This is a genomic window from Streptomyces sp. NPDC002018 (assembly GCF_042890865.1).
In the GTDB taxonomy this organism is placed as follows: Bacteria; Actinomycetota; Actinomycetes; order Streptomycetales; family Streptomycetaceae; genus Streptomyces.
The window spans coordinates 169,577-191,247 of record NZ_JBIASO010000010.1 but is presented as its reverse complement, the minus strand read 5'-3'; the positions used below and the strand labels follow the sequence as shown (position 1 = coordinate 191,247).

The window sequence follows — 21,671 nt, the reverse complement described above, 5'->3', positions numbered from 1 at the left end:
CCCGCCCGTACTCTCCTCCGGCCGGCCGTCAGGACGCGGCCGGTTCCGGCTTCGGGAGGTCCGCCCGCGGGGCCTCGGTCCGCTTGGCCCGCTTGGGCAGCAGGAAGGCGAGGCCGAAGCCGACCAGCATCACGCAGCCGCCCGCCAGGAAGACCGCGCTCATCGCCTCGGCGATGCCGTCCACCACCGGGGCCGCGAGCCGCCGGTCCGCGGTGAGCAGGAAGGAGGTGTCGTCGAGATTGATCCCCCCGGCCCCCTTCGCGGTCTCCACGATGGGCTGATTGGCCGGATTGGCCAGCACCGCCGGGTCGTTGAGCGATGCCTGGAACTCGGGGCTCCGGCCCACCCTGGCGATGGCCTCCGCGATCCGGCTGTCGGCGAGGGAGAACATCATCGACAGGAACAGGGCCGTACCGGCGGCGCCGCCGATGCCGCGGAAGAAGGAGTAGGCGGCGCTGGAGACACCCATGTCCTCCTTGGCCGAGTTGTTCTGCAGGGCCAGCAGGGTGACCGGGAAGCAGATGCCGACGCCCGCGCCGAGCAGATAGATCAGCGCACCCACCAGCCACAGCGGGGAGCCCCGGTCGAGCGGGACGAAGGCGAACAGGGTGCCGGAGACCATGCCCATGCCCAGGAGCAGGAAGGCCCGGTACCGGCCGGACCGGTTGATGACCTTGCTCAGGCCCCGGCTGGTGGTCAGCACGCCGACCGTCTGGAGGATCAGCATCAGCCCTGCCTCGCCGGGGCTCAGGCCCTTGACGAGCTGGAGGTAGAGCGGCAGGAAGATCAGAGAGCCGAACACCCCGATCCCGATGATGACATTGGCGCTGTTGATCACCGTGAACAGCCGGTTCCTGAACAGCCTGAGCGGGATCACGGCCGCGTCGGCCATCCGCCGCTCGGCGGTCAGGAAGAGCACCAGGCCGACCAGGCCGAGCGCGAGCAGCGACAGGGACAGCGGTGAAGCCCAGCCCCAGTGCCTGCCCTGCTCGGAGACGACCAGCCACGGCCCGAGACAGATGACCAGCCAGGCCGCGCCGGCGTAGTCGATCCGCTGCTCACGGCGTTTGCCGGGCATGGTGAACTTGCGGTGCACCACGAGCAGGGCGACGATCCCGATCGGGATGTTGATCAGGAACGCCCAGCGCCAGCCGTCGATCCCCAGCAGGGTGTCCGCGCCGGCGAACAGTCCGCCGACCGGCGCCCCCGCCACACCGGCGATGGCCGAGACGGCGGAGAACCAGATCTGGTAGCGGGCCCGCAGCTCGGGCGTCAGGACATCGCCCATGATCGCGAAGGCGAGCGCGGTCAGCCCGCCGCCGCCGATGCCCTGGAGCGCACGGTAGGCCGCGAGCTGGTACATCGATCCGGCCATGCCGCACAGCAGCGAACCGACCAGGAAGATGCCGATCGCCAGCATGTACAGCTTCTTGCGGCCGTACAGGTCGGACAGCTTGCCGAACAACGGGGTCGCGATCGTCGAGGTGACGATGTAAGCCGTGGTCGCCCAGGCCTGGAGGGTCTGGCCCCGCAGATCGTCGGCGATCGTGCGCATCGAGGCGGCGATGATGACGAAGTCGAGCGACGACAGCATCAGGCCCAGCATCAGCCCGATGATGACCACTCGGACGGCACGGAACTCCGGTGTGCCGGGGACCTCCGCGGCCGCGCGCTCTCCTGCCATGCCTCAGCCCTCGTACGGACGGGCGGCCCGGCCCTCGCGCAGGGTCAGACCCCACCAGGCGAGCTGGTCCAGCAGCACGGCGGCGGCCTTGGCGGTGCCGTCCGCGTCGTGCGGACGGCCGTCGTCGTCGAACTTCTCCCAGGCCATGTGGAAGCTGACGGTGTCGCGCAGGGTGACGGCGTGCAGCTCGGCGAAGACCTGGCGGAGCTGCTCCACGGCCCGGCTGCCGCCGGCCATGCCGCCGTAGGAGACGAAGCCGACCGGCTTGGCACGCCACTCGCTGTAGACGTAGTCGATGGCCAGCTTCAGGGAGGCCGGGTAACCGTGGTTGTACTCGGGGGTGATGACGACATAGCCGTCGAGACCGCCGATGCGCTGGGCCAGGCGCGGAGCGCCGTCCGGGGCGCCCGACGGGTCGAGGGTGAGCTTCAGCTCGTCGACGAGGGCGGGCTCGGACAGGTCGATGACATGGATCTCCATGTCATCGCGCTGGCCGATCTCGGAGATGAACCACTGCGAGATCTTGTCGGCGAACCGGCCGGTGCGCACGCTGCCGATGAGGACACCGATCTTGAGCGGGGTCTGGGACATGCGGGGATTCCTCGATTCGGTGAATGACCAACAGAGCAGGCGGAGCAGGCAGAACAGATGGAACGGGGTGGGCCGGGGGGCCCGGGGAACCGCGGCGGTACGGCGCGGTTCCCCGGGCCCGTACGGCCCGCCGTGCCGGCTCAGTCGACGAGCAGAACGATCTTGCCGCGGCCGTGGCCCGTCTCCAGCTCACGGTGCGCGTCCGCGGCCTGGGCCAGCGGGAAGGTCTTGCGCACATGGACCGTGAGCTTGCCCTCGGCGACCAGGGCGGCCAGCTCGCCGAGCCGCTGCGCGGAGCGCTGGCTGCCGATCCACCGCACGCCCAGCTCCTCGTAGACCTCGTAGGCGAAGATGGTGCCGACCCGGTCCTTGTCCTTGACCAGCTCGGCCGCCACCCGCAGGCCGTCGGCGCTCGCGGTGTCCAGGGCCGCGTCCACGCCCTCGGGGGCCGCCTCGCGCACCCGGTCGATCAGCCCCTCGCCGTAGACGACCGGGACCGCGCCCAGCTCACGCAGATAGGCGTGGTTCTCCTCGCGGGCGGTGGCGATCACCCTGGCGCCGCGCAGCACCGCGATCTGCACCGCGAGGCTGCCGACACCACCGGCGGCGCCGTTGATGAGAACGGTCTCGCCCGCGGAGACCCCGAGGATCTCGATCGCGGTGTGCGCGGTCTGCCCGGAGGCGGAGAGGCCGCCGGCGACCTCCCAGGAGAGTGCGGCGGGCTTCGCCACGATCTGGTCGGCCGGGGCGACCACGTACTGCGCGTAGGTGAGCTGCGTACGGTAGCCCAGCACCTCGTCACCGGGGGAGAAGCCGGTGACGCCCTCGCCCACCGCGTCCACCACACCGGCGAAGTCACCGCCGGTGATGTGCGGGAAGGTGAGGGTGAAGCCGGGCGGGTTCCAGCCCGAGCGCACCGCGCAGTCGGTGGGCTGGGAACCGGCCGCCTTCACACGCACCCGCACCTCGCCCGGCCCCGCCTCGGGAAGGGGGACCTCCATCAGTTCCAGAACCTCGGGACCCCCGAACGCGTGGAACGCGGCAGCCTTCATATGCAACACCCCTTTGTATCCATTGGTTTCGCTGTCCGCGGACCCCTGCTGGGGGGCGGTTTGAAAAACGTAAAATCTCAAGTGCGCTTGAGGTCAAGCGGCGGCCGGCGAAGTGGCCGGAAGTACCGTGCGCGTGTTCCTCACGCTGCTCGGGGCAACCCGAGGAACGGTCAAGAACGGCTCGACGCCGGGCGGGGAGAGAGGGCTCTCCCCGCCCGGCGTCGCAAGGGGTGCGCGGCGGTCACCGCGGGGCGGTCACCGGTCCGCGGTCACTGCACGGTGGTGCTGGACAGCTGCACCGGGATGGCCGGATCCGGATAGCACTGGACCGGGGTGAAGTCGTTGATGGTGGTGTCCAGACGCTTCATGGACAGGCCCGTGTCGTCGAAGCCCGTACCGCCGGCCGAGGTCACCAGGGTGCCGCTGGAAGGCGCGGTGTAGACGGCCTCCACGATCGGCAGTTCGAAGGTGGTGCCGCCGTAGAGGGGGCCGCTGACCCGGAGGGTGAGCTGATGGCCGACCGCGACGACGGACCGGGTGGAGGTGCCGAGGTTGCTGCCGCCGGTCAGCTTCAGGCTGACCAGGTGCGCGCCCGCCGGCTGGTTTATCCTGACCGCGATGTCCCGGACCTCCTGCTGGTACGCGGGGTTGAGGGTGAAGGGGCCCTGGGCGTACTTCACGGTGAACTTCTGATGGGGCGACACGGTGGCGGGCGCCGTGACGTCGAAGACGCGGTTGCTGCCGTACTCGCTCCACACACCGTTCTCCGGCACGCGGCACAGGAACGGGACGGTGACGGGTGCGGCGACGGCACTGCCGGATGCGGCCATGACACCGGCGGTGGCCAGGGCTGCTGCGACGACGAACCGGCGTGCGGCGGTCTTGCGGATCAAGATCACTCCTTGGGTCGGGCTGCCACACCGGCAGCCCGACGGAAACTAGCCCCGCCTCCTGGAGACTGGCTCGAAAGTCACTGTTCCAACAGCTTTCGAGCGGTACGAGACGCCGTCGCCGCAGGGTGCTGGCAAGAGCCGTCCGACTGGGGAACGGGGTTGCAGAGTGAAGGTCAAGGGCCTCAAGGACAAGGTCGCCGTGGTCACCGGAGGTACCAGGGGACTGGGATTGAAGATCACCGAGGCGTTCGTCGCCGAGGGTGTCCGGGTGGTGGCCGCCGCGCGGGGCACCGTGGACGCCGCCGAGAGCCTCCGTCACCTCGGTGACCGGGCCGTCTTCGAGCGGGCGGACGTACGCGACCCGGAGTCGGTGCGCTCACTGCTGAGCGTGGCGGCGGACCGGTTCGGCGGCGTGGACATCGTGGTGGCCAACGCGGGGCTGAGCAGGCCGGGGCCGGTCGCGGGGCTGTCCTTCGAGGACTGGTCGGAGGCGTTGGACACGAATGTGAACGGCGTCTTCCACTGCGTCAAGGAGGCGGTGCCGTATCTGGAGAAGAGCGAGAACGGCCGGATCATCACGCTCTCCTCGGCCCTGGGCAGCCGGCCCACCCGTGGCGCCGCCTCGTACTGCTCGACCAAGGCGACGGTGGAGATGTTCACCCGGGTGGCGGCCCTGGAGCTGGCGCCCCGGGGCATCACCGTCAACTGTCTGTCCCCCGGCTTCATCGACGAGGGGATGGGCAAGCTGCTGAAGATGAACGAGGCCGTGTGGAGCCAGTTCGCGCCCAAGGCCTCGCTGGGGCGGATGGGCCTGGGGGAGGAAGTGGCGGACGCCGCCGTCTATCTCGCCTCCGCCGCCGGTTCCTATGTCAACGGGCATGTGCTGGAGGTCAACGGCGGTCTGTCCTGGTGACACGGGATCGCGAACGGAACGGAAGGGCGGCCCCCGGTCTCCGGGGGCCGCCCTTTCGTGCTGGCGCGGCGTCAGGCGCCCGCGGTGACCGGGACGCTCTGTCCGGTGACGGCGGTGTTCGCCGCCGAGGCCAGGAACACCACGACACGGGCGACCTCGGCCGCCTCCAGCAGCCGGCCCAGCGGGGCCCGGCCTGCGTAGCGCTCGGCGACGCCGAAACTGTCGGCCATCCGCTCCTCGTTGCGGAAGGTCCGGGTCAGGCCGGGGATCACCACATTGGAGAGGATGTCCCCGTCCCGGCCCAGGCTGAACGCCGAACTGCGCGAGAAGCCGTGCAGGGCCGCCTTGGCCGCCGCGTAGTACTCGGACCCGATCCGTCCTCCGTCGGTCTCCAGCACGCCCTCGGTGACCAGGCTCGACGAGAGATGCACGATCCGGCCCCAGCCGCGCCGGCGCATCGTCGGGGCGGCCAGCCGGGTCAGTTCCATCGCTCCCTCGATGTTGTCGCGCAGCTTGCCCTGCCAGTCGTCGCCGATCTCCTCGAACCGGTCCCCGGGCGGCCGGAAGCCGAAGGGACGGAACGCGTTGTTGACCAGGACGTCGATCCGGCCGGTCCAGCCGAGCGCCGAGTCCACCAGGGCGCGCGCGGTGGCCGGGTCGCCCAGGTCGTACGGGGCGGTCAGGGCGCGGCCGCCGCTCTTCTCCACCAGTTCGGCGGTCACGGCCGCGTCCTCGGGCCGTGAGCGGTAGCCGATCACCACATCGGCGCCCTCCGCGCCGAAGGCGGTCGCTATCTCCCGTCCCATACCGCCGGACGCGCCGGTGACCAGGACGGTGCGGTTGTTCAGACCCAGATCCACGGCGTCACCCCGCCGTCGGGGCCGAGGCCCGGTCCGGCTCCGTCGGAGCGGCGGGCGGCGCCGGCCCGGTCTTGCGGCGGGCACGGGCGAAACGCCGTACGGCCGGCACCTCGATCAGCCGGTAGAGGATCCACGCCGCGAGCAGGGTGAGGGCGAAGTCCAGGACGATCATCCCGATCGCGGGCAGGGTGTCCCAGGTCCGGCCGGGCACCCTGCCCATCGGCCCGTACCACATGACCAGCATGTGGACCATGTAGAAGGCGAAGGAGAGTTCACCGAGCAGGACGGCGGTGCGGTTGCGGAAGACCGAGGGCCGGTCACCGGTGTCCGCCGCGGCTCCGGCGGCCACGATCAGCGCCAGCGGGAGGACCGTGGGCGCGACGATGCCGTACGCGTCGGGCAGCCAGACGGTCAGCGCGTAGCCCGGGACGAGGGTGAGCAGGGCCGGGCCCAGGCCCAGCGGGATCCAGCGCCCGGACATGACGATCCGGGCCATCACGATGCCGAGGGTGAACTCCAGCAGCCGGGTGGCCGGCAGGCAGTAGACGAACCAGTACTGGTACCAGGAGATCGGGTAGTACGGCATGTCCGGTTCGGTGGGCAGCAGTTGGGAGACCAGCGCGACCAGCACCGTGCCGGCGAACAGCAGTCCCGCGCAGAGCCACAGCCGGCGCGCCGGGACGGCCCGGACCCAGCGCACCACCCAGGGGAACGACAGATAGAAGAGCAGCTCCGCGGCGAGGGACCAGCTCGGCCCGTTGGTGCCGAAGAAGACGTCCTCGACCGGGAACCAGGCCTGGATCAGGAAGAGGGACGGCACGGTGTTGTTCACCGTGGCCGCGTAGCCGCCGAGCCACACCATCAGCAGCAGCCCCAGCGCCCAGGTCACCAGGTGATTGGGGAAGATCTTCGCGAGCCGGCGGCGCCAGAAGGCCAGGGGCCGGTCGGAGTCACGGGCCGACCAGGTCAGCACGAAGCCGCTGAGGACGAAGAAGAAGCCGACCCCGACGAAGCCCAGCTTGGCCACATAGGTCACCAGGGCCCCTTCGAGGTCCTTGTCGGTGAAGATGCCGTAGGTGAACGCGTGGCAGACGAACACCATCAGCGAGGCCACGAACCGCATCCCGGTCAGCGTGGGCAGCCGGGACGGACGGCCGGCCCCCGGCGCGCGCCCGGTGGTGACATCGGCGCTCACGCCCGCGGCTCCCCGGTCTTGCGGCCGACCGCGATGACATAGCCGAGCACCTCGCCCTCCAGCACGCCGACCTTGGAGAGCATCGCCTTGAACTCGTCGGCGAACTCCTTGCCGCCGCGCTCGGCGATATAGGCGTACTTCTCGTCCAGCACCTCGGGGATACGGGCGGCGGAGCGGTGCAGATGGGCGGTGGCGTCCTCGAACCGGGTGATCTCCAGCCCGGCGTCCAGCAGGAGCCGGCGGTACCCCTCGATGGTCGGCAGCGCCTCGACGGTGAAGCCCTCCTTGAGCGCGACCCGCTGCTCGGCCGAGAGGCCGGTGCGCTCCGCGTAGTCCGACAGCACGAACCGGCCGCCGGGAACCAGGACCCGCTCGATCTCGCGGAGCGCCTTCGACCGGTCCGACATATACATGATCGCCTCGGAGGCCCAGACCGCGTCGAACGAACCGTCCGGGTACGGCAGCGCCATGCCGTCGGCCTGCTCGAAGGTGACCCGGCCGCCGACACCGGCCTCCTCGGCGAGCTTGCGGCCCTGGCGGACCTGCTCGGCGCTGACGTTGATGCCGGTGACCCGCGCGCCGGTGGCCTTGGCGGCCGCGATGGCCGGGCGGCCGAACCCGCAGCCCACGTCCAGCAGACGGGAGGCCTCACCGAGTCCGGCGGCCTCGATCATCACCTCGGTGTGGCGCTCCTTCGGGTCGGCGCCCGGCTTCTCGTCGTCGAAGTAGCCGATGTGCAGGTTGAAGCCGCTCAGCCCGAACAGCCAGCTCCGGTCGTCGAAGTACTCGCCGACCTCGTCGGCCGTCTTGGATTCGTATGTGCTCATGTCCCGGCACCCCTTCAAGCGACAATCCGTCACCCCCACGCTCCTCAGCGGCTCTCGAAGGCCGCTAGAGGTCCCCTCCACGGCCCCCGCGGACCCGGCACCCTGCCCCCCCGCGGCCCGGACCCCGGCTCCCGGACCCTGGCTCCCGGACCCCGGCCCCCGGACCCCGGCGCCCGACCCCGGCGCGCGGACGTCGGCACCGGGACCCCGGCAGCCCGGCGCCGGGGACCCCCGTGCCACCGGCGCCGCGCCGCTCCATCGGCTCTCGAAGCCGCGTCAAGGCCCCCTGCCGACCATGCGGGCATCCGTCCGCATCAGAGGGGACCACTGTGATTCATCTCTTCCAGCCGCAGACCGGTGACGAGGAACTCGCCGCCGTCGCCGAGGTGTTCGCCGACAAGTGGCTCGGCCACGGGCCGCGCACCAAGGCGTTCGAGGCCGAGTTCGCCGCTCATGTCGGGGTGGACGCCGAGCACATGATCTTCCTCAACTCCGGCACCGCCGGGCTCTTCCTGGCCCTGGAGTGCCTCGATCTGGAAGAGGGCGACGAGGTCGTCCTGCCCTCGCTCAGCTTCCTGGCCGCCGCCAACGCCATCCTGGCCGCCGGCGCGCGCCCGGTCTTCTGCGATGTGGACCCCCGCACCCTCAACCCGGACGCCGCGCACATCGAGGCCGCGCTCACCGAGCGCACCAAGGCCGTCGTCGTGCTGCACTACGGCGGCTACCCGGGCGACATCGAGGCCGTCGCCGCGCTCTGCCGGGACCGGGGCGTCCCGCTGGTGGAGGACGCGGCCTGCTCGGCCGGCTCCCGGGTGAACGGCAGGACCGTGGGCAGCTTCGGCGACCTCGCCATGTGGAGTTTCGACGCGATGAAGGTCCTGGTCACCGGCGACGGCGGGATGCTCTACGTGCGCGACCGCGAGCGCGCGGACCGGGCCCGCCGCCTCGCGTACCACGGCCTCGTCCAGTCCAGCGGCATCGGTCACGCCAAGGTCTCCCACCGCTGGTGGGAGATGGAGGTCCCGGAGATCGGACGCCGGGTCATCGGCAACGACATGACCGCCGCGATCGGCCGGGTGCAGCTGCGCCGGCTGCCGGAGTTCGTCGCCCGCCGCCGCGAGATCGTCGAGCTGTACGACCGTGAACTGGCCGGGACCGAGGGCCTTCTGACGCCGCCGCCGCTGCCCGCCGGCCACGAGTCGACGTACTACTTCTACTGGGTGCAGTTCGAGGAGGGGATCCGCGACGAGATCGCGAGCGAGCTGCTGGCCGCGGACATCTACACCACCTTCCGCTACGCCCCGCTGCACAAGGTCGCCGCGTACCGCTCCGAGAGCCGTGTGCTGCCCTCCTCCGACCACGCGGCCGGCCGCACCCTGTGCCTGCCCCTGCACCCGGGCCTGTCCGACGACGACGTCCGCACGGTCGCCACGACCCTGCGCAAGGCCGTCGCGGCCCGCCGTTAGGAGTGAGCGATGCGTCTTGTCTTCCTGGCCGCCCTGGCCAAGACCCTGCACGAGGTCACCATCGGCCTCGACCTGGCGGAGCAGCTCACCGACGCCGGCGTCGCGAGCCACTTCGTGGTCAACCCGTACAACGAGGACCAACTGCGGACCGCGCGGACCCCGTACACCCTGGTGGAGCCCGAACTCGGCGAGAACGTCCGCGACGTCGTGCACGGGGTGGTGAAGGAGTTCCGGGCCGACGCCGTCGTCCTCGTGGACTATCTCGCCCACTGGATGACCTTCAAGGTCGGCTACCGCACCGACCCCTGGTTCGTCGAGGACCTCGGACTGCCCGTCATCCCCCTCGACCTCTACGACCTGGAGAACACCAGCCGCCGTGTCGAGATCCTCGGCACCACCATGGAGGTGGACGACAATCTGCTGCGGATGCCGGTGCAGCTCCTGCCGGTACCGATGAACCGCCCCCGGATCACCCCCTCCGGCCGCGGTCTGCCGTACCGGGCCAACCGCACCGTCGAGCCGCTGACCCGGAACGCCCGTCGCGAGACCCGGCGCGCCCTCGGTCTGCCCGACGGGGCCCGTCTGCTGATGGTGCCCACCCTGCCCTGGCAGCGGCTGATGCAGGCGCACGCGGCCCCGCCGACGCGTGAACTCGCCGGCCGGCTGCCCCGGCTGCTCGCCCACCACCTCGCCCGGCTGCCGCGTGACACCCACTTCCTGCTGACCGGCCCGCTCTTCGACGGTTTCGCCGAGGGCCTGCCCGGGGAGCGGATCCACCACCGGCCCGAGTACACCGCGGGGGAGTACCACCGGCTGCTCGGCTCCTCCGACGCGGTGTTCTCCTTCCATCTGCCCAGCTACGCCCTGGAGCGCGCGGTGCAGGCCGACATACCGGGCCTGCTCGGCGTCAACAACCATCCGGTGGACGGCCCGGCGGACACCGAGCGTCTCGACGCCGCGCTCCCGGGCGGTCTGACCCGCCGGGTACGGGACTGGCTGGCCGGCCACTCGGGCCCGCTGCCCGACTTCCACATGTGGCCGCTGCGCTGGAACGAGGTGCTGCGCCCGCTGCTGGAGGCGAACCCCTTCACCGACACACTGCGCCGGGCGGAACTGCTCGACGAACACACCCTGGTCGACGGTCTGGAGCGGATCCTGTACGACGGGACCGAGCGTGACCGGCTCGCCGCGGCGCGCGCGGAGTACCGGGACACCATGAACGCCCTGCCGGAGACGGCGGGGACGTTCACCGAGGCGGCGCGCCGCCTCGGTCTCGGCGGCTGAACACCCTCCGGCCCCGGCCGGATCCGTCATGGATCCGGCCGGGGCCATGAGCGGTTTTCCGAGGCGCGGTTGCGCACACGGGAGACAGCCGGCGGGACCGGTCGGCGGGATCAGCCGGCGGGATCAGCCGGCCCGCGCCACCAGGTCCTCCACCACACCCACCACCTGGGCCGGCAACGGAAGCCGGGCCATCTCCGCGGACACCGCCCGCGCCCGCTCCCGGTACGACCCGTCCTCCAGCACCTCGCGGCAGGCCTCGGCGATGTTCTCCGGCGAGTCCCGCGCGGGGTCGACCATCTTCGCGGCGCCGTACGCGCTCAGCCGCTCGGTGTAGCCCACCACGTACGGCAGATACGGGATCAGCACCTGCGGCACCCCGGCCGCCATGCTGCCCAGGACGGTGTTCCCGCCTGCGTGACTGACCGTCAGATCACAGGTCCTGGCCACCACGTCCAGCGGGATCCACCCGGCCCGCACGTTGCCGGGCAGCGGGCCCAGCTCGGCCGCGACCGCCTCCGGGGCCGCGACCAGCAGTTCCACGTCCAGCGCGGCCACCTTCTCCACCAGACCGGAGAGGATCTCGAAGTCGGAGTCCTTGGTGACCCGGCTGCCCGCGCTCACCAGCACCCGGGGCCGGTCCCCCTTGGTGAACATCCACGGCTCCAGCGGTCTCTGCGCCGTGTAGGGGACATAGCGCATCGACTGCGCCACCGGGGCGTCGTCCAGGCGGAGCGACGGCGGGCAGGTGTCGATGAACAGGTCGGCGGCGGGCATCTCGTAGCGGCCGAGGGCCTCCAGCTCCGGCCCCAGCTCGGCCGCCGCCGCCAGGTCGATGGTGCGCGGCTCTCCCATGTCCACCGCGTGCTTGACGTACGGAACTCCCGCGTAGGCGGCGACCAGCGGGCCGGCGAACGCCAGCACCCCGCCCACCACCACGTCCGGCCGCCAGGCGTCGGCCAGTGCGGTCAGACCGTCCACACAGGCCGCCGCATACCTCCCGAAGCAGCGCCCGTTGAAGAGATAGCGCTCGTGGAGGTCCTCGGGAATCGTCTGAAGGACGCCCCGCCGGTCGTGGAGGAAGTCCTTCATCGTTCTGCCGGTGACCGGGAAACCGGGAATCCCCGCGCCGTTGACGGTGCGCATGCAGTCCTCGGGAGCCGCCATCACGACCTCGTGCCCGCTGTTCCTGGCCGCCTGCGCCAGGGGGATCAGGGAGAAGATGACGCCTGACGAGCCGCCCGCCACAAAGAGAATCTTCATGGCGGGCATGGTCCGGGAACGGGTTCGTCTTCGGCTCGAACCGTCCTCGACGACGGACCGGACTGCCGGACAGGACGCCCCGACGGACGACCGGACGTCCGGACCGGACAACCGGACCGGACACCTCCGAGCGCCGCCGCCACCGGGCGGACGCCGGCGCCGACGGCCGCCACCAGCGGGGCTCGACCTGAGATCGAGCGGAGGTCCGGAAGCTCAATCACCGGCCACGGCACCTACGAAGCGCGGGCGGTCCCACCGGGCCGTGCCGCGCACAGGAGGACTCACTCGTGAAGGACACCCAATGAGCCGACGCGTCGTCATCACCGGAATAGGCGTGATCGCTCCGGGGGGCGTGGGTACCAAGGAGTTCTGGTCCCTGCTCACCTCGGGCAGGACCGCGACCCGGGCCATCAGTCTCTTCGACGCGTCCCCGTTCCGCTCCCGGATCGCCGCGGAAGCCGACTTCGACCCGCTGCTCCACGGCTTCACGGCCGAGGACGCCGAACGCCTCGACCGCGCCGCCCAGTTCGCCCTGGTCAGCGCCGAGGAGGCGGTCCGCGACAGCGGGCTGGACACCCAGAACCTGGACCCCACCCGTACCGGTGTCACCCTCGGCAGCGCGGTCGGCTGCACGATGGGTCTGGACACCGAGTACAACGTGGTCAGCCGGGGCGGCAGCACCTGGCAGGTGGACCACCACCTGGCCGTCCCGCACCTGTTCGACTACTTCGTACCCAGCTCGATGGCGGCCGAGGTGGCCTGGCGTACGCACGCCCAGGGGCCGGTGGCGATGGTGTCCACCGGCTGCACCTCGGGCCTGGACTCCCTCGGGCACGCCGTCGAGCTGATCCGCGAGGGCAGTGCCGATGTGATGATCGCCGGTGCCACCGAGGCGCCCATCTCCCCGATCACCGTGGCCTGCTTCGACGCCATCAAGGCGACCTCCCCGCTCAACGACGAGCCGGAGACCGCCTCCCGGCCCTTCGACGTCTCCCGCAACGGCTTCGTGCTGGGCGAGGGCTCGGCCGTCATGGTGCTGGAGGAGCTGGAGAGCGCCCGCCGGCGCGGCGCCCACATGTACGCCGAGATCTCCGGCTTCGCCAGCCGCTGCAACGCCTACCACATGACCGGTCTGCGCCCGGACGGCGTCGAGATGGCCGAGGCGATCCGGGTCGCCCTCGACGAGGCCCGGCTCGACGGCACCGCCGTCGACTACATCAACGCGCACGGCTCCGGCACCAAGCAGAACGACCGGCACGAGACCGCCGCGTTCAAGCGCAGCCTGGGCGACCACGCCTACAACGTCCCGGTCAGCTCCATCAAGTCGATGATCGGGCACTCGCTCGGCGCGATCGGCTCCCTGGAGGTGGCCGCCAGCGCCCTGGCCATCGAACACAACACGGTGCCGCCCACCGCGAATCTGCACAACCCGGACCCCGCCTGCGATCTGGACTACACCCCGCTGGTCGCACGCCGGCAACGCACCGACACGGTCCTGAGCGTCGGCAGCGGATTCGGCGGATTCCAGAGCGCGATGGTCCTGACCCGCCCGCGTCCGGGAGCGGCCGTATGACCGTCCACGCCACCGAACGGGCCGCCCGTACCGGCGGCGCGCGCTCCGCGGCCCCGGCCGCGCCCGTCGTCACCGGCATCGGCGTCACCGCTCCGAACGGCCTCGGCACCGAGGCATGGTGGGCGGCGGTGCTGCGCGGCGAGAGCGGCATCGGCCCGGTCACCCGCTTCGACGCCGGGCAGTACCCGGCGAAGCTGGCCGGCGAGATCCGTGACTTCGCTCCGGAGCGGCACGTCCCGAGCCGCCTGCTGGCGCAGACCGACCAGATGACCCGGCTGGCGCTGACCGCGGCCGACGAGGCGCTCGCCGACGCGGGCGTCGACCCCGCCGAACTGCCCGCGTACGCCGCGGGCGTGGTCACGGCCGGCTCGGCGGGCGGCTTCGAGTTCGGCCAGCGCGAGTTGCAGGCGCTCTGGAGCAAGGGCGGGCAGTACGTCAGCGCCTACCAGTCCTTCGCCTGGTTCTACGCCGTCAACACCGGCCAGATCTCCATCAGGAACGGGCTGCGCGGCCCCAGCGGAGTACTGGTCACCGAGCAGGCCGGCGGTCTGGACGCGGTGGCACAGGCCCGTCGGCAGATCCGCAAGGGCGTACGGCTGCTGGTCACCGGCGGGGTGGACTCGTCGCTCTGCCCCTGGGGCTGGGCGGCGCACCTGGCGGGCGGCGAACTGACCGAGGTCGCCGACCCGGCACGGGCGTATCTGCCGTTCTCCGAGGCCGCGTCCGGTCATGTGGCCGGCGAGGGCGGCGCGCTGCTGGTACTGGAGGACGCCGACGCCGCCGAGGCGCGCGGAGCCCGGGTCTACGGCACCGTCCCGGGCTACGCCGCCACCTTCGACCCGGCCCCGGGCTCGGGCGGTGCGCCGCGGCTGCGGGCCGCCGCCGAACAGGCCCTGGGCGAGGCCGGTCTCACCCCGGCCGAGGTGGACGTGGTCTTCGCCGACGCGGCCGGACGCAGGGACGCCGACCGGGCGGAGGCCGAGGCCGTCGCCGGGATCTTCGGGGAGCACGGGGTGCCGGTGACGGCACCGAAGACGATGACGGGCCGGCTCGCGGCGGGCGGCGCCGCCCTGGATCTGGCCGCGGCCCTGCTCGCGCTGCGCGATCAGGTGATCCCGCCGACCGCGCATGTGACAGCGCCGGCCGGGGACTGCCCGATCGACCTGGTCACCGCGGCCCGCCGGCCGGCCGAGGGGCTGCGCACCGCCCTGGTGCTGGCCCGGGGCCGGGGCGGCTTCAACTCGGCCATGGTGGTGCGCGCCGCCGGCTGAGCCACCCGGCCGGGCCACCGCTCCCGCACCTCGCCCTCCGGCCGTGCCCCGCGCCGGGGCCCTCGGCAGCCCGCCGGGACCCCGGCACCCGGCCCGCCGGCCGGACCAGACCTTCCCCAGCCAGGAGGACCGTTGCCCACCGTCGATCCGGCAGACTTCGCCCGTGCCATGGCCCGTGTGCCCACTCCGGTCACCGTGGTGACGACCGTGGACCCGAGCGGGCGCCGCTGGGGCTTCACCGCCAGTTCGTTCAGTTCGCTCTCGCTCGATCCGACGCTGGTGCTGGTGTGCCCGGCCAAGTCGGCCTCCTGCCACGACGCCTTCGTCTCCGCCGACCGGTTTCTGGTGAATGTGCTGGCCTCGGACCAGGCGGCCATCGCCGCGGTGTTCGCCAGGCCGGGCGCGGACAAGTTCGCGGACAGCCCCATGGAGCCCTGCGAGTCGGGGCTGCCGGGGCTGCCGGACGCGACCGCGCGGCTCGCCTGCCGTCTGCACGACGTCCTGGACGGCGGTGACCACAGCATCCTGATCGGCCGGGTGGAGGCGGTCTCGGTGGGCGGTGCGGAGCCGCTGGTCTACTACAACCGCCTCTTCACCCGGCCCGGGGGCAGTCCCGCTCTGGCGTCCTCAGCATGACCACACGCACCAGGAGAAGAGCAGTGACCCTTCGTTCCCCTCTCACGGCCGAACCGCATCTGCGCGAGGTGGCCGAGGACGTGTACGCCTACATCCAGCCCGACGGCGGCTGGTGCCTGAACAACGCGGGCCTGATCACCTCGGGCGGGCGGCCGGCGCTGATCGACACCGCGGCCACCGAGGCGCGGACCAAGGCCCTGCGGGCGGCGGTGGCGGCGGTCACCCCCCACGCCCCGGGGTTCGTGGTCAACACCCACCCGCACGGCGACCACACCTTCGGCAACCGGTTCTTCGCCGACCGCGCGGTGATCGTCGCGCACGAGGACACCCGCGCCGAGATGGATCTCGCGGGGCTCCATCTGACCGGTCTCTGGCCCGAGGTGTGCTGGGGCGATGTCCGTGTGGAGCTGCCGTCGCTGACCTACCGGGGCACCCTCACCCTGCACCTGGGCGACACCCGGGCGGAGCTGATGCACCTGGGCACCGCCCACACCCGCAACGACACGGTGGTGTGGCTGCCGCGCCAGCGGGTGCTGTTCACCGGCGACGTGATGATGTCGGGCGCCACCCCCTTCTGCCTCACCGGCTCGGTCTCCGGCTCCCTCGATGTGATCGGGCGGCTGCGCTCCCTGGAACCCGAGACCGTCGTCCCGGGCCACGGGCCGGTCGGCGGACCCGAGTTGCTCGACGAGACCGCCGGCTATCTGACGTACGTGCAGCGCCTGGCCGCCGAAGGCACCGCCGCCGGGCTGACCCCGCTGGAGATGGCGCGGGAGGCCGGCCCCGGCCCCTACGCCGGCCTGCTCGACAGCGAACGGCTGGTGCCCAACCTGCACCGGGCGTACGCCGAGGCCAGGGGCGCCGAGCCCGGCCAGTGGCTGGACATCGAGGAACTGTTCGCCGAGATGGTGGCCTTCCACGGCGGCCTTCCGGCCTGCGCGGCCTGACCCCGGGCCCCGCACCGACCGACCTCTCCCACCGGAAGGAAACATCATGGTGATCCTCCATCCCGACAACGGCCGGGCAACCGCCGTGGACTGGCTGACCCTTGACGAGCAGGACTGGGACGGCCAGCGAAAACTGCTCGGCACCATCCGCAGAGACATCGACGGCGCCGGCCCCCCGGGCCGGGTGTCCTCCTCGCTGCACGCGGCGCACACACGCGCCGGCGTCGCCACCCTGACCCAGTGGAGCAGCCCCGCGGACCTGTACGCCCACTACGACAGCGCGGCCCACCGGGACGAACTCCTCCGGCAGGGCGGCCTGGCCACCGGGAACCGGCTGCTGGCCACCGAGCTGGTGTCGGTGCAGCAGGCTCCGGCCGTCGTCGGCGCCGTGGACATCACGCCCGCCCGCGACGACTGGACGTCGATCGCGATCCAGTGGGTCGTACCGCAGGACCAGGACGCACTGGTCACCGAGCTGACCAGGCCCCGGGACGAGTGGGTCCACCTGCTGCCCGGCTACCGGTCGCACAGTGTGCTGCGCGGCCTCGACGGCACGTTCGTGATCAATTACGCGCAGTGGGAGAGCGAGGAGGCCTACTGGGCCTTCCACGACGTGCCGGAGCAGGAGTGGCCGCTGGACGTACGGGAGTCCCGCGACCGGGCCCGGAAGCTGACCCGGTCCTGGGAGTACAACACCTTCCGGGTCGTCCACTCGCGCACCACCGAGGAACCGCGGGCCTCGGCCGAGGGGTGAGCCGGGAGGGGTGAGCCGGGAGGGGTGAGCCGGCGGGTCCCGTGCGCGGGCGGCCACGCGGCCGGCAGATCTGTTCGAACCAGTTCCCCACCTGACGGGGAAGACACGAGCGGGGGATCGGGTGATGAGTTCACCGGTACGCGAAGGGGACCGCACGGCCGTCGTCGAGGGGTGCGCGGCGGCTGACTGCACCGGCCACCGGCCGGCCGAAGAGGCCGGACCGCTCACGGCGGGCCACCGGCTGTGCCCGGCCTGCCGGGCACAGCTCTCCACGGGACTGCGCCGGCTGCCCGAGCTGTACGAGGCCTGCGGCCGACGGCTCGGCGGCGGCTCCCAGGACGGGACCCGGCCCAGGACGTCCGGCGGGCCGTCGCACGGCATGCCCTTCAACACCCGGGCGGCCGAGGCGCGGGCCGAGATCCTGGGAGTGCTCGGCTCCTGGGCGGGCGCCGTGGTCGAGGAGCGCGGTGTGCCCGCGCCCCGCCGGGCGGTGCTGCCGCTGACCGTGTTCCTCGGCCGGCACCTCGACTGGCTCGCCGCGCACGAGGCCGCGGGCGAGTTCTCCGGCGAGGTGGCCCGGCTGGTGCGCCGCGCGCGCCGGGTGGCGGATCCCGAGGTGCGCCAGCGGCTGCCGATCGGGGCGTGCGTGGAGCAGGGCTGCCCGGGGTCGCTGACCGCCTTCGTCAGACCGCGGCAGCCGCGGCTGCCCGCCGTGATCCGCTGCGACCATGACGCGGCGCATCGCTGGCTGGGCCATGAGTGGCTCCAGCTCAGCCGACGGCTCGAAGGCGCGGCGTCCGCCGCGGGCACCCCCTCCCGGCGGTCCGCCGCCCCGCCGGCCCGCGCGGCCGGTCCCCTGGCCACCGCCCCGGCGGCGCGGGGCGCGGACGCCGGGCGGCCCGCCGTCACGGAGGCGGAACCCGTACGGTGGCTGACCGCGGCCGACATCGCCCATCTCTGGGGCATGTCGACCGGCAGCGCCTACCGCCACGCGAGCGAGGCCAGGTGGCGCCGCCAGAGCAGGCGGGGGCGTACGTACTACCACGGCGAGGACGTCCTGGAGACGCTCGGCGGCCGTGGCAACGCCACGGCCGGTGCGTGAACCGGCCGTCAGCCGGTGCCGCGACGCCCTTTCCCGGACATCTGCCACGGCTCCGGGTCCGGCAGACGGACCGCCGGACCCGGAGAGGCCGGAGCGTGACACATCCGGCGGGCTGTCTCAGGCTGCTCGCAGGGTCTTCCGGTACCAGGGCGCGGCGCGGCGGAACGCGCTGGCGAAGCCGTCGCCGGGATCGCGGCCGAGGTCGGACCAGAGCGGGACGCTGTCGAAGAAGTGGTCGGTCGTCAGCAGGTCGAGCACGGCGGGCGGGTGACCGTTCCCCGCGAGGATCGCCCGGGTCTGCTCCACGGTGAACTCTCCTTCCGGCCAGGGGGTCGCGGTGCACTCGGCGACGGCGCGCAGGACGGTGTTCGCGGTGACGGGCTCGGGATGGGCGGCGTGGTAGACGGACGCGGTCAGGGCGCGGACGGGGGCGAGCGCGGTGGCCACCACCAGTGCGGCCAGGTCCTGTACGGCGATCAGCGACATGAGGGAGGGCCAGCCCGCCACCGTGCCCGGCAGGGTGCGCAGGAACCGGGCCAGACCCGGGCCCACCCAGACGTCGCCCTCGCCGTAGATCAGATGGGGCCGCAGGACGATGCCGCCCGCCGAGAGAACGGCGTCCTCGGCGAACGCCCGGGTGCGTGACGTGGGCGACCCCGGTCTGCGGGTGAGTTCCTCGGGCCGGCTGCCGCGGTAGGTGCCGCGGCCGTAGACGGACGCGGTGCTGAGATGGACGATGCGGGAGACTCCGGCGTGGCGTGCCTCCTCCACGAGGACGGCGGTGCCACGGGCGTTGACCGCCTCGTTGGCCTCGGCGGTTCCGCCGATCTGCGCGGCGCAGTGGATCAGGACGTCGACGCCGTCGCAGACCCCGCGCAGCGTCGCGGGGTCCGCCAGATCGGCCCGTACGACGCGCGGACCGGAGCCGGACACGGGCCGGCGGTGCGACATGAGCCGGAGATCGGCCTCCTGCCGCTCCGCTTCGCGGGTGACATGACCTCCGACGAAGCCGGAGGCGCCGGTGATCAGGATGGTGGGCATGCGGCACTCTCCAGGGACTCGGCTCAGTGGGTGCGCGGGCTCACCATCAGTCCGGCGGTGAAGACGGTCTCCTCCCGCTGGGTGCCGCGCACCCGTACCAGCACGTCACCCGAGGTGCCGCGCGGCTCGGGGTGTGCCTCGATCCAGCACGGGGCGTCGAACTCGGCGTAGCGCGTGAACTCGCTTCCCAGACCGAGCAGAAGCGCGTCGGGCATCCCCGTCGACGCGTGGGCGGCCTGCCGGGCGGCCTCCAGCAGCACCGTGCCGGGAACGTGGTCCACCGGGTGGTCGAAATAGGTCGGGTGAGCGGTGTCGACCCGCAGCTCCCAGCGGTTCCCGGTGTCCGGCGCGCGTCGCGCGAGTACGACGTGACGGGGGCTGGTGTGGCCCACGGCGGCCGGGTCGACCGCCGGCGGCGCGGTGCGGTGGGCGGCTGTGGGACGGTCGCCACGCAGCCGCCGGAACACGTCCGGGCTCATGCACCGGAAGCCCGCGCCGGCGGTGGCCAGTTCCTCCCCGTCGCGCAGCACGGTGATGTCGTAGCGCATCCCGCTGAGCGAGCGGCCCCGTCGGACGATGTCACGGCAGACCGTGCGCAGTTCGACATCGGTGGGAGCGACGCCCGCGACCAGGAGTTCGGGTGCGGCGTCGAAGGAGATGTCCCCCATCAGGAACTGGTACCCGAAGGGGACGTCGAACTCGGCGTGGGCGAGGAGCGATCCGGTCTGGCGGACGGACTCGATCAGCAGCATGGGGTCCTGGTAACCGCCCTCCCGGGCGAAGAGCGCGTGGTTGCGCGGCCACTGGGCGGTGACCGTGAAGGTGTCCGGGCGGTCGGAACCGGCGGGTCCTTCGGCCGCCCAGCCGGTCAGGAAGACCTCCGAGACGGCGGCGCGATGGACGTACTCGCGCGGGACCGTCGTGGTCAGTTGGGGGTGCGGCGTCTTCGTGGAGACCCGGGCGGCGGGAGTTCGCACCGCTGTGGCGTGCTCCTCGGTGGTCTTCCGAGCGAGGTACGGCATGGCAGCTCTCCTGTCAGTTTCCGAGCAGGGGGCAGCGGTCCGTACGTCGGCAACCCCCCGCGGCCGACGATCCACCTTCATAAGATACAGACAGGTTGGTTCGATTTTTCAAGTGGACCTGTATCTCACTCTGTTCCCGGCCCTCGCGAGCCACTCTCCCTCGCCGCTCGGCGGCGCCGGCTTGCCCCGCTTTGCCCCTCGCCGCAGTGAAACATGCAGCCTTGTATGGCTGCGGGTGCCGGGCCGGGCTCGCCGCCCCTCGGTGCTCCACAGGTGATACACCGTCAAGTCGCCCAGGATGCAAGTCAGTTGCTGTTCGCGACGCGACACCCTGTCGTGAGTGGTCGCCGCGCCCTCGGATAATCGTCGTTGACAATCAGACAAGTCTGTTTGGTATGTTCGCCGTCGTGAGCGTTCAGCAGTCTGTGAGGGCGTGGCTGTGTCTCAGGAGGAACAGATGTATCGGCAGGCCGTGGATCTACTCGGACCGACATCGGAGCGCTGCCATCCGCACCGCCCCACGGTCGCCCCGCAGGGCGCGGGCCAGGAAGGGCCCCTGTGCGCACTGGTCGTCGAGAGCGACGCGCGGGCCGCCGACGCGCTCCTCAAGAGCCTGGTGCGACAGGGCTACACCACCCGGAGCGCGGCCACCGGCGCCCAGGCACTCCGGGCGCACCACGACGCCGACCTGGTGCTGCTCGACCTCGACCTGCCCGACCTGGACGGCCTGGAGGTGTGCCGGGGCATCCGGGCGGTCAGCGACATCCCGATCATCGCCGTCACCGCGCGCGACTCCGAACTCGACCGGGTGCTCGGTCTCCAGGCCGGCTCCGACGACTACCTGGTCAAGCCGTACGGCTTCCGGGAACTGCTGGCGCGGATGGAGGCGGTGATGCGCCGGGCGCGCTCACAGCCGACCGCCACCCGGATCATCAGCCACGGGCCGCTGCGCATCGACGCGGCCGCCCGGGTGGCCACGCTGGACGGGAAGCCGGTGGACCTGACCCGCAAGGAGTTCGACCTGCTGTATCTGCTGGCCTCGCAGCCCGGCACCGTCGTCCCGCGCCGCCAGATCATGGCGCAGGTCTGGGACGACGCCTGGTCCCCCCACGGCCGTACGGTCGACACCCACGTCAGCACCCTGCGCGGCAAGCTCGGCTCCAGCAGATGGATCACCACGGTGCGCGGAGTCGGCTTCCGGCTCGGGCATCCGTAGCCCATCCCGGATCCCCGGACCACCCGGAACCCCTGAACACCCGCCGAACCGGAGGCATGTCCCGGTGACTGACTCCTGTCCGAC

General features: G+C 72.0%; 20 protein-coding genes. 10 read left to right on the top strand and 10 right to left on the bottom strand.

Annotation, left to right across the window (positions count from 1 at the left end; genetic code table 11):
- Positions 1–28 precede the first annotated feature (28 nt).
- The 4 genes from ACFYYH_RS18980 to ACFYYH_RS18965 all read right to left on the bottom strand — a co-directional run bounded on the left by ACFYYH_RS18980 (position 29) and on the right by ACFYYH_RS18965 (position 4,220).
- The gene (locus ACFYYH_RS18980; protein ID WP_388552004.1) at positions 29–1,684 is read right to left on the bottom strand and encodes an MDR family MFS transporter; all 1,656 of its coding nucleotides are present in this window, start codon (positions 1,682–1,684) and stop codon (positions 29–31) included.
- Between the two features lie 3 nt (positions 1,685–1,687).
- Positions 1,688–2,275, bottom strand: a complete 588-nt coding sequence (locus tag ACFYYH_RS18975; protein ID WP_388552002.1) for an NADPH-dependent FMN reductase — start codon at positions 2,273–2,275, stop codon at positions 1,688–1,690.
- Positions 2,276–2,415: 140 nt separating this feature from the next.
- A complete protein-coding gene (locus ACFYYH_RS18970; protein ID WP_388552000.1) occupies positions 2,416–3,327 on the bottom strand; it encodes an NADP-dependent oxidoreductase in 912 nt (303 codons plus the stop codon).
- 269 nt (positions 3,328–3,596) lie between these two features.
- Positions 3,597–4,220 (bottom strand): hypothetical protein, encoded by a 624-nt coding sequence (locus ACFYYH_RS18965; RefSeq protein WP_388551998.1) that lies wholly within the window; start codon positions 4,218–4,220, stop codon positions 3,597–3,599.
- Positions 4,221–4,386: 166 nt separating this feature from the next.
- On the opposite strand from ACFYYH_RS18965, the gene ACFYYH_RS18960 reads away from it, so the two are divergent.
- Positions 4,387–5,133 carry an SDR family NAD(P)-dependent oxidoreductase gene (locus ACFYYH_RS18960; RefSeq protein ID WP_388551996.1) on the top strand — a complete coding sequence of 249 codons (747 nt, stop codon included), beginning with the start codon at positions 4,387–4,389 and terminating at the stop codon, positions 5,131–5,133.
- A gap of 71 nt (positions 5,134–5,204) precedes the next feature.
- Here ACFYYH_RS18960 and ACFYYH_RS18955 read toward each other — a convergent pair whose 3' ends face one another.
- Genes ACFYYH_RS18955 through ACFYYH_RS18945 form a run of 3 tightly spaced genes read right to left on the bottom strand, consistent with a single transcriptional unit; the run spans position 5,205 to position 8,015 of the window.
- Positions 5,205–5,993: an SDR family NAD(P)-dependent oxidoreductase gene (locus ACFYYH_RS18955; protein ID WP_388551995.1), complete on the bottom strand. Its 789-nt coding sequence runs from the start codon at positions 5,991–5,993 to the stop codon at positions 5,205–5,207.
- 4 nt (positions 5,994–5,997) lie between these two features.
- Positions 5,998–7,188, bottom strand: coding sequence for an acyltransferase family protein (locus ACFYYH_RS18950; protein WP_388551993.1), 1,191 nt, complete (start codon positions 7,186–7,188; stop codon positions 5,998–6,000).
- The gene (locus tag ACFYYH_RS18945; protein WP_388551991.1) at positions 7,185–8,015 is read right to left on the bottom strand and encodes a class I SAM-dependent methyltransferase; all 831 of its coding nucleotides are present in this window, start codon (positions 8,013–8,015) and stop codon (positions 7,185–7,187) included. Before ACFYYH_RS18945 ends, ACFYYH_RS18950 begins: the two co-directional genes overlap by 4 nt.
- A 329-nt stretch (positions 8,016–8,344) precedes the next feature.
- Here ACFYYH_RS18945 and ACFYYH_RS18940 point away from each other — a divergent pair, with 329 nt between their 5' ends.
- Positions 8,345–9,481 (top strand): DegT/DnrJ/EryC1/StrS family aminotransferase, encoded by a 1,137-nt coding sequence (locus ACFYYH_RS18940; protein ID WP_388551989.1) that lies wholly within the window; start codon positions 8,345–8,347, stop codon positions 9,479–9,481.
- 9 nt (positions 9,482–9,490) lie between these two features.
- Complete coding sequence (locus tag ACFYYH_RS18935) at positions 9,491–10,765, top strand: DUF6365 family protein (protein ID WP_388551987.1); 1,275 nt, start codon at positions 9,491–9,493, stop codon at positions 10,763–10,765.
- A gap of 123 nt (positions 10,766–10,888) precedes the next feature.
- Here the strand turns inward: ACFYYH_RS18935 and ACFYYH_RS18930 are convergent, their stop codons facing one another.
- Complete coding sequence (locus ACFYYH_RS18930) at positions 10,889–12,025, bottom strand: glycosyltransferase (protein WP_388551986.1); 1,137 nt, start codon at positions 12,023–12,025, stop codon at positions 10,889–10,891.
- A 301-nt stretch (positions 12,026–12,326) separates the two neighbouring features.
- On the opposite strand from ACFYYH_RS18930, the gene ACFYYH_RS18925 reads away from it, so the two are divergent.
- The 6 genes from ACFYYH_RS18925 to ACFYYH_RS18900 all read left to right on the top strand — a co-directional run bounded on the left by ACFYYH_RS18925 (position 12,327) and on the right by ACFYYH_RS18900 (position 18,308).
- The gene (locus tag ACFYYH_RS18925) at positions 12,327–13,598 is read left to right on the top strand and encodes a beta-ketoacyl-[acyl-carrier-protein] synthase family protein (RefSeq protein ID WP_388551984.1); all 1,272 of its coding nucleotides are present in this window, start codon (positions 12,327–12,329) and stop codon (positions 13,596–13,598) included.
- Entirely contained in the window at positions 13,595–14,869 is a 1,275-nt protein-coding gene (locus tag ACFYYH_RS18920) for a ketosynthase chain-length factor (RefSeq protein WP_388551982.1), read from the top strand. Before ACFYYH_RS18925 ends, ACFYYH_RS18920 begins: the two co-directional genes overlap by 4 nt.
- 132 nt (positions 14,870–15,001) lie before the next feature.
- Complete coding sequence (locus ACFYYH_RS18915; RefSeq protein ID WP_388551980.1) at positions 15,002–15,505, top strand: flavin reductase family protein; 504 nt, start codon at positions 15,002–15,004, stop codon at positions 15,503–15,505.
- 23 nt (positions 15,506–15,528) lie between these two features.
- Positions 15,529–16,452, top strand: a complete 924-nt coding sequence (locus tag ACFYYH_RS18910) for an MBL fold metallo-hydrolase (protein ID WP_388551978.1) — start codon at positions 15,529–15,531, stop codon at positions 16,450–16,452.
- Positions 16,453–16,498: 46 nt separating this feature from the next.
- Positions 16,499–17,206 (top strand): antibiotic biosynthesis monooxygenase family protein, encoded by a 708-nt coding sequence (locus ACFYYH_RS18905; protein ID WP_388551976.1) that lies wholly within the window; start codon positions 16,499–16,501, stop codon positions 17,204–17,206.
- A 124-nt stretch (positions 17,207–17,330) separates the two neighbouring features.
- A complete protein-coding gene (locus ACFYYH_RS18900) occupies positions 17,331–18,308 on the top strand; it encodes a hypothetical protein (protein ID WP_388551974.1) in 978 nt (325 codons plus the stop codon).
- A gap of 117 nt (positions 18,309–18,425) precedes the next feature.
- Here ACFYYH_RS18900 and ACFYYH_RS18895 read toward each other — a convergent pair whose 3' ends face one another.
- Both ACFYYH_RS18895 and ACFYYH_RS18890 read right to left on the bottom strand, forming a co-directional pair.
- The gene (locus ACFYYH_RS18895; protein WP_388551972.1) at positions 18,426–19,349 is read right to left on the bottom strand and encodes an NAD-dependent epimerase/dehydratase family protein; all 924 of its coding nucleotides are present in this window, start codon (positions 19,347–19,349) and stop codon (positions 18,426–18,428) included.
- A 23-nt stretch (positions 19,350–19,372) separates the two neighbouring features.
- Positions 19,373–20,371 carry a ScbA/BarX family gamma-butyrolactone biosynthesis protein gene (locus ACFYYH_RS18890; RefSeq protein ID WP_388551971.1) on the bottom strand — a complete coding sequence of 333 codons (999 nt, stop codon included), beginning with the start codon at positions 20,369–20,371 and terminating at the stop codon, positions 19,373–19,375.
- 457 nt (positions 20,372–20,828) lie between these two features.
- Here ACFYYH_RS18890 and ACFYYH_RS18885 point away from each other — a divergent pair, with 457 nt between their 5' ends.
- A complete protein-coding gene (locus ACFYYH_RS18885) occupies positions 20,829–21,587 on the top strand; it encodes a response regulator transcription factor (protein WP_388551969.1) in 759 nt (252 codons plus the stop codon).
- Positions 21,588–21,671: the final 84 nt, after the last annotated feature.

Coding starts and splice junctions, on each gene's coding strand:
- ACFYYH_RS18980 (WP_388552004.1), bottom strand. CDS start 1,684: ATGGCAGGAGAGCGCGCGGCCGCGGAGGTCCCCGGCACACCGGAGTTC.
- ACFYYH_RS18905 (WP_388551976.1), top strand. CDS start 16,499: ATGGTGATCCTCCATCCCGACAACGGCCGGGCAACCGCCGTGGACTGG.
- ACFYYH_RS18895 (WP_388551972.1), bottom strand. CDS start 19,349: ATGCCCACCATCCTGATCACCGGCGCCTCCGGCTTCGTCGGAGGTCAT.
- ACFYYH_RS18930 (WP_388551986.1), bottom strand. CDS start 12,025: ATGAAGATTCTCTTTGTGGCGGGCGGCTCGTCAGGCGTCATCTTCTCC.
- ACFYYH_RS18975 (WP_388552002.1), bottom strand. CDS start 2,275: ATGTCCCAGACCCCGCTCAAGATCGGTGTCCTCATCGGCAGCGTGCGC.
- ACFYYH_RS18885 (WP_388551969.1), top strand. CDS start 20,829: ATGTATCGGCAGGCCGTGGATCTACTCGGACCGACATCGGAGCGCTGC.
- ACFYYH_RS18935 (WP_388551987.1), top strand. CDS start 9,491: ATGCGTCTTGTCTTCCTGGCCGCCCTGGCCAAGACCCTGCACGAGGTC.
- ACFYYH_RS18920 (WP_388551982.1), top strand. CDS start 13,595: ATGACCGTCCACGCCACCGAACGGGCCGCCCGTACCGGCGGCGCGCGC.
- ACFYYH_RS18890 (WP_388551971.1), bottom strand. CDS start 20,371: ATGCCGTACCTCGCTCGGAAGACCACCGAGGAGCACGCCACAGCGGTG.
- ACFYYH_RS18925 (WP_388551984.1), top strand. CDS start 12,327: ATGAGCCGACGCGTCGTCATCACCGGAATAGGCGTGATCGCTCCGGGG.
- ACFYYH_RS18945 (WP_388551991.1), bottom strand. CDS start 8,015: ATGAGCACATACGAATCCAAGACGGCCGACGAGGTCGGCGAGTACTTC.
- ACFYYH_RS18900 (WP_388551974.1), top strand. CDS start 17,331: ATGAGTTCACCGGTACGCGAAGGGGACCGCACGGCCGTCGTCGAGGGG.
- ACFYYH_RS18970 (WP_388552000.1), bottom strand. CDS start 3,327: ATGAAGGCTGCCGCGTTCCACGCGTTCGGGGGTCCCGAGGTTCTGGAA.